Origin of the sequence: Actinomadura bangladeshensis (assembly GCF_004348335.1) — a bacterium.
In the GTDB taxonomy this organism is placed as follows: Bacteria; Actinomycetota; Actinomycetes; order Streptosporangiales; family Streptosporangiaceae; genus Spirillospora; species Spirillospora bangladeshensis.
In genome coordinates this window covers 17,905-36,978 of record NZ_SMJW01000003.1, presented here as the reverse complement: position 1 = coordinate 36,978, position 19,074 = coordinate 17,905, and the positions used below count along the sequence as shown (strand labels likewise).

Annotated in this window: 21 protein-coding genes; 13 read left to right on the top strand and 8 right to left on the bottom strand. The window is 71.9% G+C overall.

What is annotated here, in order from left to right:
* Positions 1-135: 135 nt before the first annotated feature.
* Complete coding sequence (locus tag E1284_RS01365) at positions 136-1,482, top strand: hypothetical protein (protein WP_131936137.1); 1,347 nt, start codon at positions 136-138, stop codon at positions 1,480-1,482.
* A 60-nt stretch (positions 1,483-1,542) separates the two neighbouring features.
* Here the strand turns inward: E1284_RS01365 and E1284_RS01360 are convergent, their stop codons facing one another.
* Positions 1,543-3,174 carry a GMC oxidoreductase gene (locus E1284_RS01360; protein ID WP_131936135.1) on the bottom strand — a complete coding sequence of 544 codons (1,632 nt, stop codon included), beginning with the start codon at positions 3,172-3,174 and terminating at the stop codon, positions 1,543-1,545.
* 173 nt (positions 3,175-3,347) lie between these two features.
* Here E1284_RS01360 and E1284_RS01355 point away from each other — a divergent pair, with 173 nt between their 5' ends.
* Together E1284_RS01355 and E1284_RS01350 are read left to right on the top strand one after the other, a co-directional pair.
* Complete coding sequence (locus E1284_RS01355) at positions 3,348-4,427, top strand: NAD(P)H-dependent amine dehydrogenase family protein (RefSeq protein WP_131936133.1); 1,080 nt, start codon at positions 3,348-3,350, stop codon at positions 4,425-4,427.
* On the top strand, positions 4,424-4,903 hold the full coding sequence (locus E1284_RS01350; protein WP_131936131.1) for a carboxymuconolactone decarboxylase family protein: 480 nt from the start codon (positions 4,424-4,426) through the stop codon (positions 4,901-4,903). The genes E1284_RS01355 and E1284_RS01350 overlap by 4 nt, the downstream gene beginning before the upstream one ends.
* Positions 4,904-4,965: 62 nt before the next feature.
* On the opposite strand, the gene E1284_RS01345 is transcribed toward E1284_RS01350, so the two are convergent.
* The gene (locus tag E1284_RS01345) at positions 4,966-5,511 is read right to left on the bottom strand and encodes a pyridoxamine 5'-phosphate oxidase family protein (RefSeq protein ID WP_131936129.1); all 546 of its coding nucleotides are present in this window, start codon (positions 5,509-5,511) and stop codon (positions 4,966-4,968) included.
* A gap of 185 nt (positions 5,512-5,696) precedes the next feature.
* Between E1284_RS01345 and E1284_RS01340 the strand changes: the two genes are divergently transcribed.
* From E1284_RS01340 to E1284_RS01325, 4 genes are read left to right on the top strand one after another with little or no spacing between them, the layout of a single operon-like run.
* The gene (locus tag E1284_RS01340) at positions 5,697-6,701 is read left to right on the top strand and encodes a sulfate ABC transporter substrate-binding protein (RefSeq protein WP_207923489.1); all 1,005 of its coding nucleotides are present in this window, start codon (positions 5,697-5,699) and stop codon (positions 6,699-6,701) included.
* A 4-nt stretch (positions 6,702-6,705) separates the two neighbouring features.
* Positions 6,706-7,542, top strand: coding sequence for a sulfate ABC transporter permease subunit CysT (gene cysT / locus E1284_RS01335; protein ID WP_207923488.1), 837 nt, complete (start codon positions 6,706-6,708; stop codon positions 7,540-7,542).
* Complete coding sequence (locus E1284_RS01330) at positions 7,535-8,323, top strand: sulfate ABC transporter permease subunit (protein WP_131936125.1); 789 nt, start codon at positions 7,535-7,537, stop codon at positions 8,321-8,323. The genes cysT and E1284_RS01330 overlap by 8 nt, the downstream gene beginning before the upstream one ends.
* Positions 8,323-9,306, top strand: coding sequence for a sulfate/molybdate ABC transporter ATP-binding protein (locus tag E1284_RS01325; protein WP_131936123.1), 984 nt, complete (start codon positions 8,323-8,325; stop codon positions 9,304-9,306). Before E1284_RS01330 ends, E1284_RS01325 begins: the two co-directional genes overlap by 1 nt.
* A 38-nt stretch (positions 9,307-9,344) precedes the next feature.
* Here E1284_RS01325 and E1284_RS01320 read toward each other — a convergent pair whose 3' ends face one another.
* The 3 genes from E1284_RS01320 to E1284_RS01310 all read right to left on the bottom strand — a co-directional run bounded on the left by E1284_RS01320 (position 9,345) and on the right by E1284_RS01310 (position 12,753).
* Positions 9,345-10,613, bottom strand: coding sequence for an MFS transporter (locus E1284_RS01320; RefSeq protein WP_131936121.1), 1,269 nt, complete (start codon positions 10,611-10,613; stop codon positions 9,345-9,347).
* On the bottom strand, positions 10,592-11,770 hold the full coding sequence (locus E1284_RS01315; RefSeq protein WP_207923487.1) for a glycosyltransferase family 4 protein: 1,179 nt from the start codon (positions 11,768-11,770) through the stop codon (positions 10,592-10,594). The genes E1284_RS01320 and E1284_RS01315 overlap by 22 nt, the downstream gene beginning before the upstream one ends.
* Positions 11,771-11,835: 65 nt before the next feature.
* Positions 11,836-12,753 carry a hypothetical protein gene (locus tag E1284_RS01310; protein WP_243714185.1) on the bottom strand — a complete coding sequence of 306 codons (918 nt, stop codon included), beginning with the start codon at positions 12,751-12,753 and terminating at the stop codon, positions 11,836-11,838.
* Positions 12,754-12,797: 44 nt separating this feature from the next.
* On the opposite strand from E1284_RS01310, the gene E1284_RS01305 reads away from it, so the two are divergent.
* Positions 12,798-13,634 (top strand): 2,3,4,5-tetrahydropyridine-2,6-dicarboxylate N-succinyltransferase, encoded by an 837-nt coding sequence (locus E1284_RS01305; RefSeq protein WP_131936119.1) that lies wholly within the window; start codon positions 12,798-12,800, stop codon positions 13,632-13,634.
* A gap of 93 nt (positions 13,635-13,727) precedes the next feature.
* Here the strand turns inward: E1284_RS01305 and E1284_RS01300 are convergent, their stop codons facing one another.
* Positions 13,728-14,402 carry a 4'-phosphopantetheinyl transferase family protein gene (locus E1284_RS01300; protein ID WP_131936267.1) on the bottom strand — a complete coding sequence of 225 codons (675 nt, stop codon included), beginning with the start codon at positions 14,400-14,402 and terminating at the stop codon, positions 13,728-13,730.
* A 29-nt stretch (positions 14,403-14,431) separates the two neighbouring features.
* Between E1284_RS01300 and dapE the strand changes: the two genes are divergently transcribed.
* The 5 genes from dapE to E1284_RS41140 all read left to right on the top strand — a co-directional run bounded on the left by dapE (position 14,432) and on the right by E1284_RS41140 (position 17,656).
* A complete protein-coding gene (gene dapE, locus E1284_RS01295) occupies positions 14,432-15,508 on the top strand; it encodes a succinyl-diaminopimelate desuccinylase (protein WP_131936117.1) in 1,077 nt (358 codons plus the stop codon).
* Positions 15,509-15,549: 41 nt separating this feature from the next.
* Complete coding sequence (locus E1284_RS01290; protein WP_131936265.1) at positions 15,550-16,308, top strand: LOG family protein; 759 nt, start codon at positions 15,550-15,552, stop codon at positions 16,306-16,308.
* 127 nt (positions 16,309-16,435) lie between these two features.
* A complete protein-coding gene (locus E1284_RS01285; RefSeq protein ID WP_243714184.1) occupies positions 16,436-17,002 on the top strand; it encodes a hemerythrin domain-containing protein in 567 nt (188 codons plus the stop codon).
* Positions 17,003-17,303: 301 nt separating this feature from the next.
* Positions 17,304-17,486: a hypothetical protein gene (locus E1284_RS01280; RefSeq protein ID WP_131936113.1), complete on the top strand. Its 183-nt coding sequence runs from the start codon at positions 17,304-17,306 to the stop codon at positions 17,484-17,486.
* Entirely contained in the window at positions 17,483-17,656 is a 174-nt protein-coding gene (locus tag E1284_RS41140) for a hypothetical protein (protein WP_165965081.1), read from the top strand. The genes E1284_RS01280 and E1284_RS41140 overlap by 4 nt, the downstream gene beginning before the upstream one ends.
* A gap of 38 nt (positions 17,657-17,694) precedes the next feature.
* Here the strand turns inward: E1284_RS41140 and E1284_RS01275 are convergent, their stop codons facing one another.
* A complete protein-coding gene (locus tag E1284_RS01275) occupies positions 17,695-18,438 on the bottom strand; it encodes a hypothetical protein (protein WP_131936111.1) in 744 nt (247 codons plus the stop codon).
* A 108-nt stretch (positions 18,439-18,546) separates the two neighbouring features.
* Positions 18,547-19,059 carry a helix-turn-helix domain-containing protein gene (locus tag E1284_RS01270; RefSeq protein ID WP_131936109.1) on the bottom strand — a complete coding sequence of 171 codons (513 nt, stop codon included), beginning with the start codon at positions 19,057-19,059 and terminating at the stop codon, positions 18,547-18,549.
* Between the last annotated feature and the right edge of the window lie 15 nt (positions 19,060-19,074).

Sequence of the window (19,074 nt, the reverse complement as noted above, 5' to 3'; positions counted from 1 at the left end):
ACCCGGCGGCGTCCGGCGCAACCGGGCGCCCCGCGGCCGGCCGGGCGAGACCGGATCCGGTCTCCGGCATTCCACAAACCGACCGGACGGTATGTAATGCGCCGGTAGGCAGTGCGCGCCGGCCAGAGGAGCACCATGCGCATCCGAGCCCTCACCGTCCTCGCCGCGGCCGTCCTGGCCGCGCTGGTCCCCGCAGGCCCGGCCCAGGCCGGCCAAACCCCCGATGACCAGCCGCTACCCGGATACACGATCGACAATCCGGTGCTCGCGCCCGTCCAGGTGCGCGGGGAGGCGTCGCGGGTGCTGCAGGGCGTCCACCACCACGCGGCGTACGACATCGAGGTGCCGCCGCACTGGAACGGCAAGCTCGCCCTCTACGCGCACGGCTACGCCGGGCAGGGGTTCGTACTGACGGTCGGGCCGCCGCCGTTCGGGCTGCGGCAGCGCCTGCTCGACCAGGGCTACGCCTGGGCGGCGTCGTCCTACTACGACAACGGCTACGACGTCCGGGCCGGGGTGCTGAGCACGCGCGACCTCGCCGAACTGTTCGCCGCCAAGGCGGGACGGCCCAGGCAGCGCATCATCGTCGGCGTGTCGATGGGCGGTCACATCATCGGGCGCTCGCTCGAGCAGTTCCCCGGCTACTACGACGGCGCGCTGCCGATGTGCGGGGTGCTCGGCGACGACGAACTGTTCGACTTCTTCCTCGACTACAACGTGGTCGCCCAGGACCTTGCCGGCGTCCGCGAGTACCCGGTGACGGACCAGTACGCGACCGTGACCGTCCCCAAGATCGAGGCCGCGCTCGGCCTGACCGCGCTGCGGCCCGGCGGACCGGACACGGCCAACGCGCGCGGCAAGCAGTTCCGGTCGATCGTCATCGACCGGACGGGCGGGACGCGTCCCGGCGCCGTGCAGTCGTTCGCGCTCTGGAAGGACTTCCCGTTCACCCTGGCCACCCCATCCACGCCGGGCGCGACGCTGGCGGAGGAACCGGGGCAGCTCGCCACGAACCTGTTCACCCGCTACCGGCCGAACGAGCCGGTGGACGTCAACGGGACCGTCCAGCGGGTGCCGGCCGAGAACCTGCCGGCGCGGCTGTCGAACCGGCTGTCGCAGGTGCCGCGCATCAACGGGCGGCCGCACGTGCCGGTGCTCAGCCTGCACGGGCTGGGGGACATGTTCGTCCCGTTCTCGATGGAGCAGGTCTACGCGTCCGAGGTGGCGCGGAACCACCGGTCGCGGCTGCTCGTCCAGCGGGCGATCCGGACCGCGCAGCACTGCGAGTTCTCCGCCGCCGAGGCGGGGACGGCCTGGGACGACCTGGTGCGCTGGATCGACACCGGCAGGCGCCCGGCGGGCGACGTGACGACGCGGCCGCGGGTGGTGGCGCGTGCCGACTACGGGTGCCGGTTCAGCGACCCGGCGGCCTACGCGGCCGGGACGGGGACGCGGCGGCTGTTCGACCCGTGCCCGTCATGAGCCCGGACGGGATGAGAGTCCGGCCACACGCGCCCGTGGCCGGATACCGTCAGCGCGCCGCTACAGGTCGGTGTCGATGATGTTCTCGATGTTGCGTTCGGCGAGTGCGGTGATCGTCACGAACGGGTTGACGCTGGTGTTGCCGGGGATGAGCGAGCCGTCGATGGCGTAGAGGCCGGAGTAGCCGCGCAGCCGGCCGTAGTTGTCGGTGGCCTTGTTCAGGACCGCGCCGCCGAGCGGGTGGTAGGTGAGGTGGTCGCCCCAGATCTTGTAGGCGCCGAAGAGGTCGGTCCGGTAGATCGTCCCCTCCTTGCTGTTGATCTTGTCGAAGATCGACTTGGCCATGTCGATGCTGGTCTGCTTCCAGGCCGTCTGCCAGTTCAGGTCGACCCGGCCCGCCGCGGCGTTCCAGGAGAACTCGGCCCGGTGCGGGGTGTTGGTGATCGACAGGTAGAACGAGGCCCACGTCTCGATCCCGGTGGGCAGCGGCGCGACCTCGGCGAACGCCCCGCCGGCGTCCCAGTTGTCGATGCCGCCGGTCGGGATGGACGACTGGAGGCTGCCGGTCGGGTCCCAGATGTGGTTGGCGCGGCCGCACATGACGTTGCCGTTGTCGCCCCAGCCCTTGCCGACCTCGCCGTTCAGGTTCGGCAGGGCGCCGGTCGACTTCAGCTTGACCAGCAGCTTGCTGGTGCCGACGCTGCCGGCCGCGAAGAACACCCGGTCGGCCCGCACGGTCTTCGTCCCGGTCACGTCGCCGGAGGTGTTGAGCGTCTCGATCGAGACCGTGTAGCCGCCGCCGGACGCGGGCGTCACCGACGTGACCCTGTGCAGCGGTGAAATCGACACCTTGCCGGTCGCCTTGGCCTGCGCGAGGTAGGTCTGCTGCAGCGACTTCTTGCCGTAGTTGTTGCCGTAGAGGATCTCCGCCGCAAGCGCCGACCGCGGCACCGTGTTGGCCGCCTCCCGCTCCATGTAGTCGAAGTCGTAGACGTTCGGGACGTACACCCACTCGAACCCGGAGCGCCCCGCCTGCTTCCGCCCGACCCGCGCGTACTGGTAGCAGTCGGTCGAGTCGAACCAGGCCCGGTCGATCTCGTTGACGCCGAGGCCGGCGTTGGCGCGCGGGTAGTACTTGTTGTACATCTCGTCGGCGTTCACCGACGGGAGGACGCCGCTGAACCGCGAGCGCTTCGGCGTGACCGCCATGCCGCCGTTGACGAGCGAGCCGCCGCCGACGCCGCGCCCCTGGTAGACGGTGATGCCGGCGAAGTCCTCGGCGTCCAGGATCCCGGTGTAGCGGGGGACGTCCTTGTCGATCGGGAAACCGAGGAAGTTGCTGAGCGGCTGCTTGGTCCGGGTCCGCAGCCAGAAGGACCGGTAGTCGGGCGACCGGGTGTTGGCGAAGATCTTGCCGTCCGAGCCGGGCGTGTCCCACGCCTGGCCCATCTCGATCATGTGCACGTCGACGCCGGCCTGGGCGAGCCGGAGCGCGGCGACGGAGCCGCCGTAGCCGGTGCCGATGATCAGGGCCGGGACGTGCGCCCCGTCGCCGATCGGGCCGGCCGCCCGGGCGGTGGACGCGGCGGTGCCGCCCAGCAGCCCGAGACCCAGAATGGAACCGGTTCCAACAATGAAACCGCGACGTGACATGCCGCCGGGTCTCCCCATGGGCATGGCGGAGTCGGTCATGTGACCTCCCTCACTCTCGCTGAGACTGGAACAGGTTCTATATCGGCGGGCGAGGGAAGTCACTAGCTACGCAAAAGTAACTTACGAACCATTACGCACGAGTGTTGCCAGGTCACGGGCTGTTAACCAAGTGCTTGCTTGGCTTTCCGGCCGGGCTTTGTTACATTCCGCGCATGATCTCCGTGATCGTCTGGGGCACGGGCAACGTGGGCCGGCTGGCCCTGCGTGCCGTCGACGCCCATCCGGCACTCGAACTGACCGGCGTGATCGTCCACGACGAGGGCAAGGCCGGACGGGACGCGGGCGATCTCGCGGGCCTCGGCCGCGGCCTCGGCGTCGCCGCGACCACCGACATCGGCGCCGTCCTCGGCACCGGCCCGCAGGCGGTGGTCTACGCGGCGTCCGGCGACATCCGCCCGGACGACGCCCTCGCCGACATCCTGCGGGCGATCCGGGCCGGGGCCGTGGTCGTGACGCCCGCGCTGTACGCGCTCTACGACCAGCGCAACGCCCCGCCCGAGATGCGGGAGGCGGTGCTGGACGCCGTCGCCGAGGGCGGCGGCTCGCTGTTCGTCTCCGGCGTCGACCCGGGCTGGGGCAACGACGTCCTGCCGCTGATGATCAGCGGGCTCGGCGGCGTCGTCGACGTCGTCCGCTGCCAGGAGATCTTCGACTACACCACCTACGACCAGCCCGACTCCGTCCGCTACCTGGTCGGCATGGGTCAGCCCATGGACTACGAGCCGCCGATGCTCGCGGCGACCGTCCCGACCATGGTGTGGGGCGGGCAGGTCCGGCTGATGGCACGGGCGCTCGGCGTCGAGTTGGACGAGGTCCGCGAGACCGTGGAGCGGCGGCCGCTGGAGGAGACCATCACCACCGCGTCCATGGGCGACTTCGACAAGGGTACCCAGGGTGCGGTGCGGTTCGAGGTGCAGGGCATCGTCGGGGGCGAGCCCCGCATCGTGGTCGAGCACGTCACCCGCATCCACGCATCCTGCGCGCCCGACTGGCCGGCGCCGCCGGACGGCGACGGCGCCCACCGCGTCATCATCGAGGGCGACCCGCGCATCGAGGTCACGGTCGAGGCCACCGACGAGCACGGCAACCGCGCGGCGGGCGGCAACGCCACCGCGGTCGGGCGCCTCGTCGGCGCCATCGACTGGCTCGTGGACGCCGGCCCCGGACTCTACGACGCGCTCGACGTCCCGCTGCGTCCCGCCGTGGGCAAGCTCGGGAGGAACGCCCGATGAACCTCGACATCCCCGAGGGCAAGGACCCGATCCAGTACGCGTGGGGCGAGATGGTGCCGGGCATCGGCCCCGCCGCGTCCAACCTGTCGCTCGCCGTGTACGCGCACACGACGCTCGGGCTCCGCGAGTTCGAGGCGGCCCGCCTGCGCATCGCGCAGATCAACGGGTGCCTGTTCTGCCTCGACTGGCGGACGGACCGCGACGGCGAGAAGGTCGAGGAGGAGTTCGCCGGCGCGGTCGCCGAGTGGCGCACCACCGACCGCTTCGACGACCGCACCCGCCTCGCCGCCGAGTACGCCGAGCGGTACGCCCTCGACCACCACGGCCTGGACGAGGAGTTCTGGGACCGGATGACGGCCCACTACACCCAGGCCGAGATCGTGGAGCTGAGCATGTGCATCGGCTCCTGGCTGGCGTTCGGCCGGCTCAACCACGTCCTCGGCCTCGACGCCATGTGCATGCTGCCCAAGCTCTGACGGCGGCAGGGCCCGGGGAGTCGCCCCTTCCCGGGCCCTGGCCGCGTCGATGGTGCCGTGGATCAGGAGCGATCCAGCCCGGCACGGGCCTCCGCGGTGAGCTTGCCGATGTCGGACGCGTAGACGCTCATCCAGTGCGGATGCAGCCGGTAGTAGACCACGTCGTTGTCCCAGTCGAAGGCGTCGGCGCCGTAGAAGTCCTTGAAGTAGGCGAGTAGATCCGGCCAGTCGGCGGCCGGCTCGCCGTGCTGCGGATTGAGGATCTCCGCCGTGCCGTGCGTGAACACGCCCAGCTCCTCACCGCGCATGTGCGCGGCGCTGACGGCCGGGCGGGCGGCCAGGTGGCGGGCCTTCACGGCGTCGCGCGCCGTACCGAAGTGCCACTTGCCGTGCAGGAAGTGCCCGTCCACGCCGCTGATCCGCGGTTCGCCCTTCGCCGTCACGGTGGACAGGGCCAGGGTGCACATGCCGGTGAGCACCCCGGTGAGCTGCTCCGCTGTCAGTGTCCGCTCGGTGCTGATGATCGAGCGGAGATGCGAGGAGGCGCGGGACAGGGAGGCGTCCAGCAGGGCCTGCAGCTCTTCGAGATCTTCTGGTGTTTCGCGCATGGAGGCTCCTCGTCCGTCTATGGGGCTCGGTCCACGCCCGCTGTCGGCGTCGACCGGTGAATCCATGGTCCCTTCGAACCCTGACATCCTCTGTCGGGGTTTCTCGGCGCATCGGTACGTCTTGACGGCGGCGTCCCGATATAACATGCTTATCCCACCAAACATGTAGGAAAAGGTGGGTAGTGATGATGCGCGTGCGCGGGACAGGGGTCGTACTGGGGCTGGCCGCCGTCGCCCTGGGGGCGGCCGCCTGCGGGGGGTCGGCGGACGCGGGCGGGAAGGTGCGGCTCTCGCTGGTGGCCTACTCCACGCCCCAGGCCGCCTACGAGGCGATCATCAAGGAGTACCAGAGGACGCCGGAGGGCAAGGGCGTCACGTTCACCAAGTCGTTCGGCGCGTCCGGTGAGCAGAGCCGGGCGGTGGCGTCCGGCCTCAAGGCCGACATCGTCGCGTTCTCCCTGGAGCCCGACATGACCCGGCTGGTGGACGCCGGCCTGGTCGGCGCCGACTGGAACAGCGGGCCGGAGAAGGGGATGGTCACCGACTCGGTCGTCGTGCTGGCCACCCGGAAGGGAAACCCGAAGAACATCAGGTCCTGGGACGACCTGGTCAAGCCGGGCGTCCAGGTCATCACCCCGAACCCGTTCACCTCGGGCGGGGCGCAGTGGAACATCATGGCGGGGTACGGCGCCAAGGCGGCCAAGGGTGCCGACAGGGCCGCCGGTACCGCCTACCTGCACGCGCTGTTCAAGAACGTCCCCGTGCAGGACTCCAGCGCCCGCAAGTCGCTGCAGACCTTCGCGGGCGGCAAGGGGGACGTGCTGCTCGCCTACGAGAACGAGGCGATCTTCGCGCGGCAGAACGACCAGCCGCTCGACTACACCGTGCCCGACTCGACCATCCTGATCGAGAACCCGGTCGCGGTGACGAGGAAGAGCGCGCACCCGGCGGAGGCGCGGGCGTTCCTGAAGTTCCTGCACGGCAGGAAGGCGCAGGAGATCTTCGTCGAGAACGGGTACCGCCCCGTCGCGGACGGCGTCCCCGGCGCGGAGGAGTTCCCCGCCCCGGCCGGGCTCTTCACGATCGCCGACCTCGGCGGCTGGCCGAAGGTGAAGAAGGAGTTCTTCGACCCGAAGGGCGGCATCATGGCCGATGTCGAGAAGGCCGTCGGCGTCACGGTGGAGGGCTAGGTCCTTGACCACGACGACCGAGAAGGCCGCTGCCGCGCCCGGCCGCCGGATCACCCCGCCCTCCTGGGGCGGCACGGCGGTCGGCGTGGGCACGGCGACGATCTTCCTGAGCGCGGTGGTGCTGATCCCGCTCGGCGCCGTGCTGTGGAAGGGGACCTCGCAGGGCCCCGCCGCGTTCTGGGACGCGATCACCACCCCGGACGCGTGGGCAGCGCTGAAGCTGACCGTCGCCGCCTCGCTGGTGGTGGCGTTGATCAACCTGGTCATGGGCACGCTGATCGCCTGGGTGCTCGTCCGCGACTCCTTCCCCGGCAAGAGCCTGGTCGACCTGCTGATCGACCTGCCGTTCGCGCTGCCGACCATCGTCGCGGGCCTCGTCCTGCTGACCCTGTACGGGACCGACAGCCCGCTCGGCGTCTCGCTCGCCTACACCCGCGCGGGAGTCGTCGTGGCGCTGCTGTTCGTGACGCTGCCGTTCGTGGTGCGGACCGTCCAGCCGGTGCTGCTGGAGCTGGACCGGGAGATGGAGCAGGCCGCGGCCTCGCTCGGCGCCGGCGACTGGACGGTCTTCCGGCGGATCATCCTGCCGAACCTGGTCCCGGCGATGCTGACCGGGACGGCGCTGGCCTTCACCCGCGCCGTCTCCGAGTTCGGGTCGACGGTGCTGATCTCCGGGAACGTCCCCTTCAAGACGCAGGTCGCCGCCGTGCACATCTTCGGCCAGATCGAGAGCGACAACACCGCCGCCGCGGCGGCGACCTCGACCGCGCTGCTGGTGCTGTCGCTGGTGTTCCTGCTCGGGATCGACCTCGTCCGCCGCTGGGGGGCCCGCCATGGCTAAGTACGCGCTGCGCCTGATCGTGCTGGCCTACCTGGCCCTGCTGCTGATCGTGCCGGTCGGGCTGATCGCCTGGCGGACGTTCGACGCCGGCTTCGGCGCGTTCGTCGACGCGCTCACCACCCACTCGGCCCTGCACGCCTTCCAGGTCACGGCCGTGGTCGCCGGGTGGGCCATCGTCGCGAACACGCTGTTCGGGGTGCTGGCCGCGCTGCTGCTCGTCCGGCACCGCTTCCCGGGCAGGCGGCTGCTCGGCGCGCTGATCGACCTGCCGCTGTCGGTCTCCCCGGTGGTGGTCGGGCTCGCGCTGGTCCTGGTGTACGGCGCGTTCACCCCGGTGGGCGGCTGGCTGGAGGGCCGCGGCATCCAGATCATCTTCTCCACGCCGGGGATGGTGCTGGCCACGGTGTTCGTCTGCCTGCCGCTGGTGGTGCGGGCCGTCGTGCCCGTCCTGGAGGAGCTCGGCGACGAGCAGGAGCAGGCCGCACGGACGCTCGGCGCCGGCGGATGGCAGACGTTCCGCCGCATCACCCTGCCGGGCATCCGCGCCGCCCTCGGCTACGGCATCGTCCTCTCGCTGGCCCGCGCGCTCGGCGAGTACGGCGCGGTGGCCGTGGTGTCCGGCCGGACGGTCGACCACACCCAGACTCTGACCCTGTTCGTCGAGGAGCGCTTCGAGAACTTCGACGTGCACGCCTCGTACGCCGCCGCGCTCGCGCTGGCGGCGATCGCGGTCGCCAGCCTGCTGGCGACCCGGCTATTGCGACCCAAGGACGGCACCTGATGGCGATCGAGATCCGCGATGTGAGCAAGTCGTTCGGGGACGCGCCGGTGCTGCGCGACGTCTCGGTCGGCATCGCGTCCGGTTCGCTGACCGCGCTGCTCGGCCCGAGCGGCGGCGGCAAGTCGACCCTGCTCCGCGTCATCGCGGGCCTGGAGACGCCCGACTCGGGGCGGGTGCTGATCTCCGGCCGGGACGCGACGTCGACGCCGCCGCAGCGCCGCGGCGTCGGGTTCGTGTTCCAGCACTACGCCGCGTTCAAGCACCTGACGGTGTTCGACAACGTCGCGTTCGGCCTGAAGATCCGCAAGCGGCCCAAGGACGAGATCCGGCGGCGGGTCGGGGAGCTGCTCGACCTCGTCCACCTCGACCGGTTCGCCGGGCGGTACCCGGCCCAGTTGTCGGGCGGGCAGCGGCAGCGGATGGCCCTCGCCCGGGCCCTCGCCGTCGACCCCGAGGTGCTGCTGCTGGACGAGCCGTTCGGCGCGCTCGACGCCCAGGTCCGCAAGGAGCTGCGGGCCTGGCTGCGCCGCCTGCACGACGAGGTGCACGTCACCACCGTGTTCGTCACCCACGACCAGGAGGAGGCGATCGAGGTCGCCGACTCGATCGTGGTGCTCGCCGACGGCGCCGTCCAGCAGGCCGGGCCGCCCGACGAGATCTACGACAACCCGGCCAGCCCGTTCGTGATGCGCTTCCTCGGGCCGGTCACCGAGATCGGCGGCCGGCTGCTGCGGCCCCACGACGTCGAGGTCGCCGCCGAGCCGGGGCCCGGTACGGTCCCGGCCGTGGTCACCCGCGTGGTGCGGCTCGGGTTCGAGGTGCGGGTCGAGTTCCGGGTGCGCGGGCCGGGCGGCCCGGGCGGGGAGGACGTCTCCTGGGCGCAGCTGACCAGGGACGCCGCCCGGAGGCTGGCGGCGGAGCCGGGCGCGGAGGTGCACGTCCGGCCCGCCGCCGAGGCCGCCGCCGTCCCCGCGTCAGGTTGAGGGCCGGCCCTCCTCGGTGTTGCGGAAGGGCCGGCCCTTCAGCTCGACGTCCGCGCGGTGGCGGGCGCGCGGATCAGGAAGGTGCCCGCCAGCACCACCAGGCCGGACGCCCCCAGCACGAACTGGCCGGGCGCCAGGCCGAGCGGCGCCGCGCCGGCCTCCTTCAGCAGGTCGGCGGCGGCGCCCGACAGCAGCGCCGCGAGCGCCAGCCCGAACCGCAGCACCGCGTGGAACGCGGTCAGCGCCAGGTTGCGCTCCACCCCGCTCAGCGACTCCTGGAGGTAGGTGATGCCGCCGACCAGCGCGCTCGTCGCGGCGGCGCCGAAGATGACGGCGCCGATGAACGACCACGTGATCGACCCCAGCCCGCCCATCAGCGCGATCACGATGCCCTGCGCGGCCGTGCCCAGCTTGATCTGCGTCATCAGGTCGCCCGCCTTGCGGTGGATCACCAGCAGGCCGGCGAGGGCGCCCACCCCGAACAGCACCACCAGCACACCGAACCCGACCGCGCCCGCGTCCAGGACGTTCTTCACGAACACCACGCCCAGCGAGAACAGCGCGCCCAGGCCCAGCGCGACGACCGCGACCCCCGGCAGGACCCCGCGCACCACCGGGAGCTTGAGCGCCTTGAAGAAGCCGCCCTGCGACTCGCGCTCGGTGTGCTCCATCCGCCGCTTCTCGACCGGCCCGGGGCCGAGGTCGGGGATCGAGCGGATGGCGAAGTAGGAGATCAGGTACGTGACCGCGTCCAGCCAGAAGACGACGACGTACCGCCAGTGGCCCTCCCAGCCGGCCATGCCCGACAGCCACAGCAGCAGGCCGAACGCGCCCGCGCCGATCGGGATCATCCCGTAGGACGTCGCCATCGTGATGCCGTTGGCCATCTCCAGCGTCGCGGTGTCGTGCTCGTCCTCGTCGTCCTCGATCAGGAAGGGGATGGCCGCGTCCCGGGCGGGCAGGAACACCAGCCCCACGACCTCGATCAGGAACGCCCAGAAGTACACCCACCACAGAAACGGCGCGAGCGGGAGCGCCAGCGCCATGCCCGTCCGGATCAGGTCCGACTTCAGCATCACGCCGCGCCGCCGCCACCGCGTCACCACCCGCGCCGCCACCGGCGCGCCCACCGCGGACGGCAGCAGCCGCAGCACCAGGACCCCGCCCACCGCCGTCGTGGAGCCGCTCAGCTCCAGGACGAAGTACATCAGCGCGAGCGTGCCCATCCAGTCGCCGAACGAGGAGACCGTCTGACCGAGGATGAGCCGCCGGAAGTCCCGGCGGCTCAGTTGCTCCTTGAGTCCCATGCGGGCTCCATCCCCGGTCTCGCGCACCGCGACGTCGGATCCGGCCGGGGAGCGTCCGACAGCAGGGCGGCGAGCCGCGCGGCGGCCGTGTCCCAGCTCCAGTTCTCGCAGGTCCAGGCGCGTCCGGCCGCCCCCATCGCGGCGGACCGCTCCGGGGCGGCGAGCAGCCGGTGCAGGGTCAGCGCCAGCTCGTCCGGGCGGGTCGCGTCCACCAGGACACCCGTCCGCCCGTCGATCAGCGATGCGGAACTGCCGCCGGACCGGCCGACCACGACCGGCAGGCCCGCCGCCGACGCCTCCAGCACCGACAGGCCGAGCCCCTCGGTCTGCAGCCCCCGCCGGTCGTCCCGGCACGGCAGCGTGAACACCTCGGCGGCCGCGTAGTAGCGGGGCAGGTCGGCGGCGGACACCGGGCCCGCCAGCGTGACCGTGCCCGGCGCGGACCGGTCCGCCATCTCCTGCAGCCGGTGCCGCATCGGGCCGTCCCCGACGATCACCAGCCGCGCGTCCGGCCGCCGCCGCACCACGTCGCCCCACGCGCGGATCAGCATGTCGTGGCCCTTGCGCCGGACGAGCCGGGCGACGCTCAGCACCACCGGGCCGCCGCCGAGCCCGTGCCGCCGCCGCACCGCCGACCCGTCCAGTCCGGGCCGGAACCGCACCGTGTCGACCGCGCCAGCGAGCCGCACCAGCCGCGTCCGGTTCCCGACCGCGCCCGCGACCTCCGGCAGCGTCGCCTCGCACAGGTGGGTCAGCACGTCGAACGACCGGACCGCCGCCCGCAGCGCCGCCCGCGTCGGCGGCGCCCGGAACCAGCCGAGCTCCTGCCCGTGCGCGGACCCGACCAGCCACCGCACCCCCGCCGCCCGCACCAGCGGCGCGTACATCCCGAACGGCGCCGCCGCCGTGATCCACCCGGCCTCGATCCGGTGCCGCGCCACCAGCCGCCGCAACCCGCGGAACAGCAGGTAGCCGTGCCTGCGCACCACCGGGAAGTCCAGCCCCGCGTCGAACTCCGCCGCCCCTTCCCGCGCCGGCGCCACCACGACCACCCGCTCCGCCGGCAGCCGCCGCACCAGCTCCCACGTGAACGTCTGCACGCCACCGGGCTCCGGGGGGAAGTGCCCGGTGAGCACCAAGGTCCGCGGGATCTCCATGCGTCAACGACTTCCCGCACAGACGCGCTCCAACCAACGCGCGCGCGTATCGCGCGCGTTGGGGATCACTTGACGATGACGGCGTCCTTCGGGGCGTCCCCGTCCTCGGTCCAGCCGTCGTGGCCGGCGTCGGACTGCCAGTGCTTGCCGGCGTAGCGGACCTCGGTCAGGCCGTAGACCTGGGCGTGCGTGACGGCCCAGGAGGCGACGGCCCAGCCCTCGCGGGGGCTCGACGCCGTCACCGCGTTCCAGGAGTCCGGGTCGGACTTCGCGCCCTTGGTCAGCGGGCTCGGGCCGGCGACCTTGAGGCGGCTGCCGAACGCGCGGCGCATCTCCAGGATCGCCTCCGGGCGGCGGGAGGCGGTCTTCTTGTCCGGCGGGAACCAGCAGCGGGCCGTCGCCGGCTCACGGCCGGTGAACGCCGTCGCGAGCAGCTTGCCGTCCGGCTCGTGCTGGGCGTAGGCGGTGCCGTCCGCGCTGCGCTGGACGAGTTGCGCGGCGTCGTGCAGGTCGCGGTCGAGGTAATCCTTTACCTTCACCAGGGCGTCGAAGAACTTGCTGGTGGCGAGGACGGGGTCGCGGAGCTTGTCCGGGGTTCCCCAGCCCTGCGACGGGCGCTGCTGGAACATGCCGACCGAATCCCGGTCGCCGCCCGGCAGGTTGCGGATGTGCGACTCCTGGATCGCCGTCGCGTAGGCGATCACGGCCGCCCGCTCCGGCAGCCGCTTGCGGAACGCGACCGCGGCGATGGTGGAGGCGTTGGCGCCCTGCTCCAGGTCGAGCGGCATCGTCCCCTGGCTCGTCCGCACCTCGCAGCCCGACCCGTGCAGATACGGGCGCGCCCGGTCGTACAGCACGAACCCGCCGACCGCCGCCAGCATCACGAAGACGGCCAGGCCCACGGCCCAGTGCAGGCCGCGGCGGCGGCCGCCGTCGTCCGACCCCTCTCCGGGGCGCTCCTTCAACCTCGCCCAAACAGCCACGCGAAGAAGGTACCGGGAGTTCGGTCCCACTAAGCTCATGAGGCATGACCGAAACGTTCACCAGCCCGATCTCCGGAGTGATCGACGAGCTGTGGGAGCGGCGCGCCGACCTCACCCCGGACGACGCCGACGCCCGCGCCGCCATCGTGGCCGCCGTCGACCAGATCGACACGGGCGAGGCCCGCGTAGCCCGCATCGACCCCGCGACCGACGACGTGCTCGTCGACGAGCGGGCCAAGCGGGCGATCCTGCTGAGCTTCAAGGTCCTCGGCATGGCGCGGGCCCAGGTGGGCGACTTCCGCTACCACGACCGCATCCCGCTGAAGAGCCGGCTGGACGGCGTCCGCGTCGTGCCCGGCGCCATCGCCCGCTGGGGCGCCTACCTCGCGCCCGGCGTCGTGCTGATGCCGTCCTTCACCAACATCGGCGCCTACGTCGACTCCGGGACGATGGTCGACACGTGGGCGACCGTGGGCTCGTGCGCGCAAATCGGCAAGAACGTCCACCTGTCCGGCGGTGTGGGCATCGGCGGGGTGCTGGAGCCGCCGAACGCCAAGCCGGTGATCATCGAGGACGAGGCCATGATCGGCAGCCGCTCGATGATCGTCGAGGGCGCGCGGGTCGGGAAGGGCGCCGTCGTCGGCTCCGGCACGAACCTGTCGGCGTCCATGCCGGTCATCGACGTCGAGACCGGCGAGGAGATCAGCCGCGGCCGCATCCCGGACTGGTGCGTCGCCGTCGGCGGCACCCGCTACAAGGAGTTCCCGGGCGGCACGTTCGGGCTGCCCGCCGTGCTGATCTTGAAGCGGCTGGAGGAGGGGCAGCGCCACGACAAGGCGTCCCTGAACGACATCCTCCGCGACCACGGCATCAACACCTGAGGCGACGGGCGCGCGCCCCTGTCGGTGGGGCGCGCTGCCTTCCGGCCCCATGACGCGCACCACCTGCCATGCCCCGCCGACATCGCGGCCGCGTCAGTCGAAGCGGGTTTCGGTGATTTTGAGGGGGCGGTCGGTGAGGACGGCGGCGGAGGCGGCGTAGCCGGGGCCCGGGGTCAGGTCGGTGAGGCGGACGGGGGAGACGGCGGCGTCGTCGTCCCAGGCGATGACCTCGGCCGGGTCGTCGGGGGCCGAGACGTGGATGGCCGTCATCGGGGCGGCGAGGCCATGGCCGGTGGCCTTCAGCAGGGCCTCCTTGCGCGACCAGTAGGCGTGGAAGCCGCGCCGCCGGTCGCCCATGGCGGCGAGCGCCTCGCGTTCGGCGGGGGTGAGGACCATCTCGGCGAGGCGGTCGATGTCGCGGTCGCTCTCCCGCTCCACGTCCACCCCGACCTCGGCGCCCTCGGCGAGCACCATGACGACGCGGTCACCGGAGTGGGAGAGGGAGAAGTCGAGTCCGCTGCCGGGCAGCCGCGGCTTGCCGTGCGTGCCGCCGCAGTGCGGGCAGTCGGTGGTGAACCGGATGCTCTCCGGGGCCAGGCCGACCGCGTCGGCGAGGACGGTCCGGGCGAGGAAGCGGCCGGTGACGAAGCGGGCCTTGTCCTCGGCGCGGAGGAACCGGTCGTAGCGCTCGCGCTCCCGGTCGTCCAGCAGGGCGCGCATCGGGGGCTCGTCCACGGGGACCGCCCAGCGGACGGCGCACTCCAGCATCTCCACACCCGTGATGATAGGACTTGGGCATGGGGCTTGATCTGTTCTCGGACGTGGTGGGGCTGACGGCGGCGATCGTCGACATCGAGTCGGTCAGCGGGGCGGAGGGGCCCCTCGCCGACGCCGTCGAGGAGGCGCTGCGGGCGCTCCCGCACCTGGCGGTGGAGCGGGTCGGGAACAACGTCGTCGCCCGTACCGGGCTGGGCCGCGCCGAGCGGGTCGTGCTGGCCGGGCACCTCGACACCGTCCCGCTGAACGGCAACCTGCCGTCCCGCATGGAGGGCGGGAGGCTCTACGGGTGCGGCACCACGGACATGAAGAGCGGCGTCGCCGTGGCGCTGAAGCTCGCCGCGACGGTCCCCGAGCCGAACCGCGACATCACCTACGTCTTCTACGAGTGCGAGGAGATCGAGGCCGAGCGCAACGGGCTGCGGAAGCTGGCGGCGGCGCGCCCCGAGCTGATCGCGGGCGACTTCGCCGTGCTGATGGAGCCGACCGGCGGGCAGATCGAGGGCGGCTGCCAGGGGACGCTGCGGGTCGAGGTCAGGGCGACGGGGGAGCGGGCGCACAGCGCGCGGGCCTGGATGGGGTCGAACGCCATCCACGCGGCCGGGCGGATCCTCGACGTGCTGCGCGCCTATGAGCCGTCGCGGCCGGTTGTGGACGGCCTCGAGTACCACGAGGGCCTGAACGCGGTGTTCATCTCCGGCGGCGTCGCCGGGAACGTCATCCCCGACGAATGCGTCGTCACCGTGAACTACCGGTTCGCGCCCGACAAGTCGGTCGCCGACGCGGAGGCGTACGTCCGGGGAATCTTCGACGGCTTCGAGGTGACGGTCACCGACGCCGCGTCCGCCGCCCGGCCGGGCCTGACGCACCCGGCCGCCGCCGCGTTCGTCGCCGCGACCGGGGCCGAGGTCCGCGCCAAGCTCGGCTGGACGGACGTCGCCCGCTTCGCCGAACTCGGCGTCCCGGCCGTCAACTACGGGCCCGGTGAGCCCACGCTCGCCCACACGAGGGACGAGTACGTGGAGGCATCTGCGATCGGCGAGTGCGAGCAACGTATGCGCACGTGGCTGGCCGGTCCCACTACCGTGGCTCCATGACTCTGAACGCGGATTCCCCGTCGCGACGCCAGGGACCGGCCATGCTCCGCGGCCGGGCCGTGCCGAAGACCACCACCGACCAGCGGCTGCTGGACGCTCGCGGCCCCGCCGACTGGGTGCACGCCGATCCGTGGCGGGTGCTGCGCATCCAGGCGGAGTTCGTCGAGGGCTTCGGCCTGCTGGCCGAGCTGCCGAAGGCGGTCAGCGTGTTCGGCAGCGCCCGCACCAAGCCGGACTCCCCGGAGTACAAGCTCGGCGTCGACATCGGCGCCCGGCTGCACGAGGCCGGCTACGCGGTCATCACCGGCGGCGGCCCGGGGATCATGGAGGCGGCCAACCGGGGCTGCGACGAGAGCGGCGGCCTGTCGGTCGGCCTCGGCATCGAGCTGCCGTTCGAGCAGAAGCTCAACGACCACATCGACATCGGCCTGGAGTTCCGCTACTTCTTCGTCCGCAAGACGATGTTCGTGAAGTACTCGCAGGCGTTCGTGGTGCTGCCGGGCGGTTTCGGCACCCTGGACGAGCTGTTCGAGGCGATCACCCTCGTCCAGACCAAGAAGATCACCCGCTTCCCGATCGTCCTCGTCGGGACGGAGTTCTGGGGCGGCCTGCTCGACTGGGTCAAGACGTCGATGCTGCCCAGCGGCAAGATCTCCCCCCAGGACATCGACCTGATCCACCTCACCGACGACCCGGAGGAGGTCGTCCGGATCATCGTCGAGGGCCACACCCGCGCCGAGCAGGAGATCATCGAGGCCCGCGCCCAGGCCGAGGAGGCCCGCCAGGCCGCCACCGAGTGACCCCCGGCCGCCGCGGCCGCCGAGATCGGCGAATCGAACCCGCTCGACGGGGAAGAGCGCTTCCATGGCGCTGGACGCGACGCCGACGCCGAGTGGGGCCCGCTCGGCCGTGAAGGGGGATGACCACGTGAGCGACGACAAGCCCCGTGACGTCGTGGATCTGCTGATCGCGCAGCACGGCGAGATCCGGCGCCTGTTCGACGAGGTCGAGGGCGCCGTCGGTGAGGAGCGGGCCGCCGCCTTCGACCGGCTGCGCCGGCTCCTCGCCGTCCACGAGACGGCCGAGGAGGAGATCGTCCACCCGTTCGCGCGGCGGCACCTGGCCGACGGCCCGGAGGTGGTCGGCGCCCGCCTCACCGAGGAGAACCAGGCCAAGCAGCTCCTGTCGGACCTGGAGTACTTCGGCACCGGGGAGTCCGGGTTCGCGCGGCGGCTCGGCGACCTGCGCCTCGCCGTCATGGACCACGCCCGGCAGGAGGAGGCGGAGGAGTTCCCCCGCATCCGGGAGCTGTCGTCGGAGAAGGAGCGCCACCGGATGGCCATGGCCGTGCGGGCGGCCGAGGCCGTGGCGCCCACCCATCCGCACGTCGGGTTCGAGTCGGCCCCCGCGAACGTGATCGCCGGGCCGTTCGCGGCCGTGGCCGACCGCGCCCGCGACGCCATCCGCAACGTCACCCGCCGGCACCTCGGCTGAGGCGGCGCAGGATCGCCTCCCTCGCCTCGGCCAGCGGCGCGAGCAGGAACCGGCCGTGGTCGGCCTCCCCGTGGCGGTGGTCGGCGGGGCCGGCCCAGTCGGTCCGGGCGCGGTCGCGGATGTGCTGCTCGACGCCCTAGATGAGGTGCGGCATCTCCCGCAGGACGGCCCCGTCGGTGCGCTCGTAGGCGTCGCCGGGCCCGAGATGGACCCACGCCGTCGCGCCCGGACGGTGCCGGGCGTGTGACGGGGGCGCGGCCGGGTAGGGCGGCCCTGAACAGCCGAAAAGGGGGGACGGATCATGACGGAGCGGACGACCGGCGGCGCCGACGAGGGCCGGCGGGAGCCGGACGAGCAGGGGCACGGGGCCTTTCCGATGCCGGCCGCGGCGGCGGAAGAGGTGCATCCGGGGGAGTTCAGGCCCGACTCCCCGGAGGGGCGCGGCGGCCAGATGGAGGATCTCAGCCCCGACGACTTCGAGTGAGCGGTGCCCGGCGGGGCGGAGCGGGGGTCGAAACCGAGGGTGTCCGCCTCTTCCTGGAGAGCTCCACCGCCGCGGTCCTGCGCGGAGAAGTGCTGGACGCGCGGATGGACGAGCGGGGCCCGGTCGGTTTTAATATCAACACCCCGTCGTGCGAGAAGCACGCGGAGTGAAAGAAGCGAACACCTCGGTCGATCGGTCGCCTTTTTTATCAGCGCGACGGATCCATGCCGCCCGGGTCCATGGCGGCGTCCGGATCGGGAGGCCACATCGGCGGCCTATCGATGGATCTGCTGTGCGACGGCGGCTGCGGCCGGATGGTTATCGTATGCGCGTCCAGATTCGGACTTATCGCTGATGCCACCGCGGCCGGAAGTATGATAGTCGCGGCCGGGCCCGCGGCGGCCGCGGCCGAGATTCCGACCGCACTCTTGGCCATGTCGCCGTGGAACAGCGCGCACAGACTCAGAAGCGGAATGGCGGACAGTTCTAACAGCCGGGCGGTGCGGCCCTTCTTTGCGCCCTCCCGGAGCATTCGCGCGGCCCGCGACACCTGCCCGCGGCGCAGGTCGCGGTTGAGCACGATGATCGTGCGGCCGCTCTGTTCGCGCAGGTAGCCCAGCAGGCGGCTGGGCATCCTGGCGCGCGCGAACGGGCCGATGCGGCCGCGCGGCGCGGCGGCGGTCTGCAGATGGCGCCATACCTCGCCCGCCTCGTCCTCCTCCTCGATGCCGTCCTTTCCGGCTTTGCTTCCGCTGATGAGAATGAGCGTCGGTTTTTCGGGCATGAGAGGTACCGCGAGGCACTGCCAGCCCCGTGCCGCCTGGAACGCGTGTTCCAGGTCGAGGGGCGGGTTCCACTGCTGCGCCACTGCCAGTTGTGTGCGCAGTTTGGCGTTCTCGCGGGTCAGACGGTCGATGGTCTCTTTGAGGCGCTGTTCATCAGGAACATCCATGACGTCGTCTCCCGATCGCGTCATCCGCGTCGTTCCGCGCCCCCGGCAGCACGACCGCTCAGACAGAAAAACTGGATGGCAGGTTCGCCTGCTACCCGGTAACCGACGCTATATGTTGTCGGCCTTCTGCTGGCGGTCGGACTGCACATCGAGAGATCTCGGCATCGGCCGCATGCGCTTCAGCAGGACGCCGGTCACGGCGGCCCATTTGTCCTCGTCGTCGGCGAGCGATTCGGGGGCGTCCCAGATGAAGCGCAGGAACGGGTCGCCCACCACCTCCTCGGGATAGTTCCCGTCATGGGTGTGCTCGGCGGCCGGCGTGGCGGGTGCGGGCGCGGAGGCGTCCACGCATACGGGGTCGCCGCCGCTGAGAATGGTGCGGAAACTGCCGCGGCGCCAGCCGAGACGGTCCTCCAGGGGGATGATGACGCGGTCGGTGTAGTCCCTGCCGCGCCCGGTCTCGATCTTGTTCACCACCGACAGCGACGGGCCGCCCTCCGCGGCGAGGCTGGCCTGGGAGCCGAAGCCCAGTTCGATCCGGCGCTGCCGGACGATCTGTCCCAGTCTCCGCCACGCCTCCGGCGGGTGGCCGAGGTCGTCCATGTCGTCGAGGTCGTCCACGTGATCAGGCTCCTT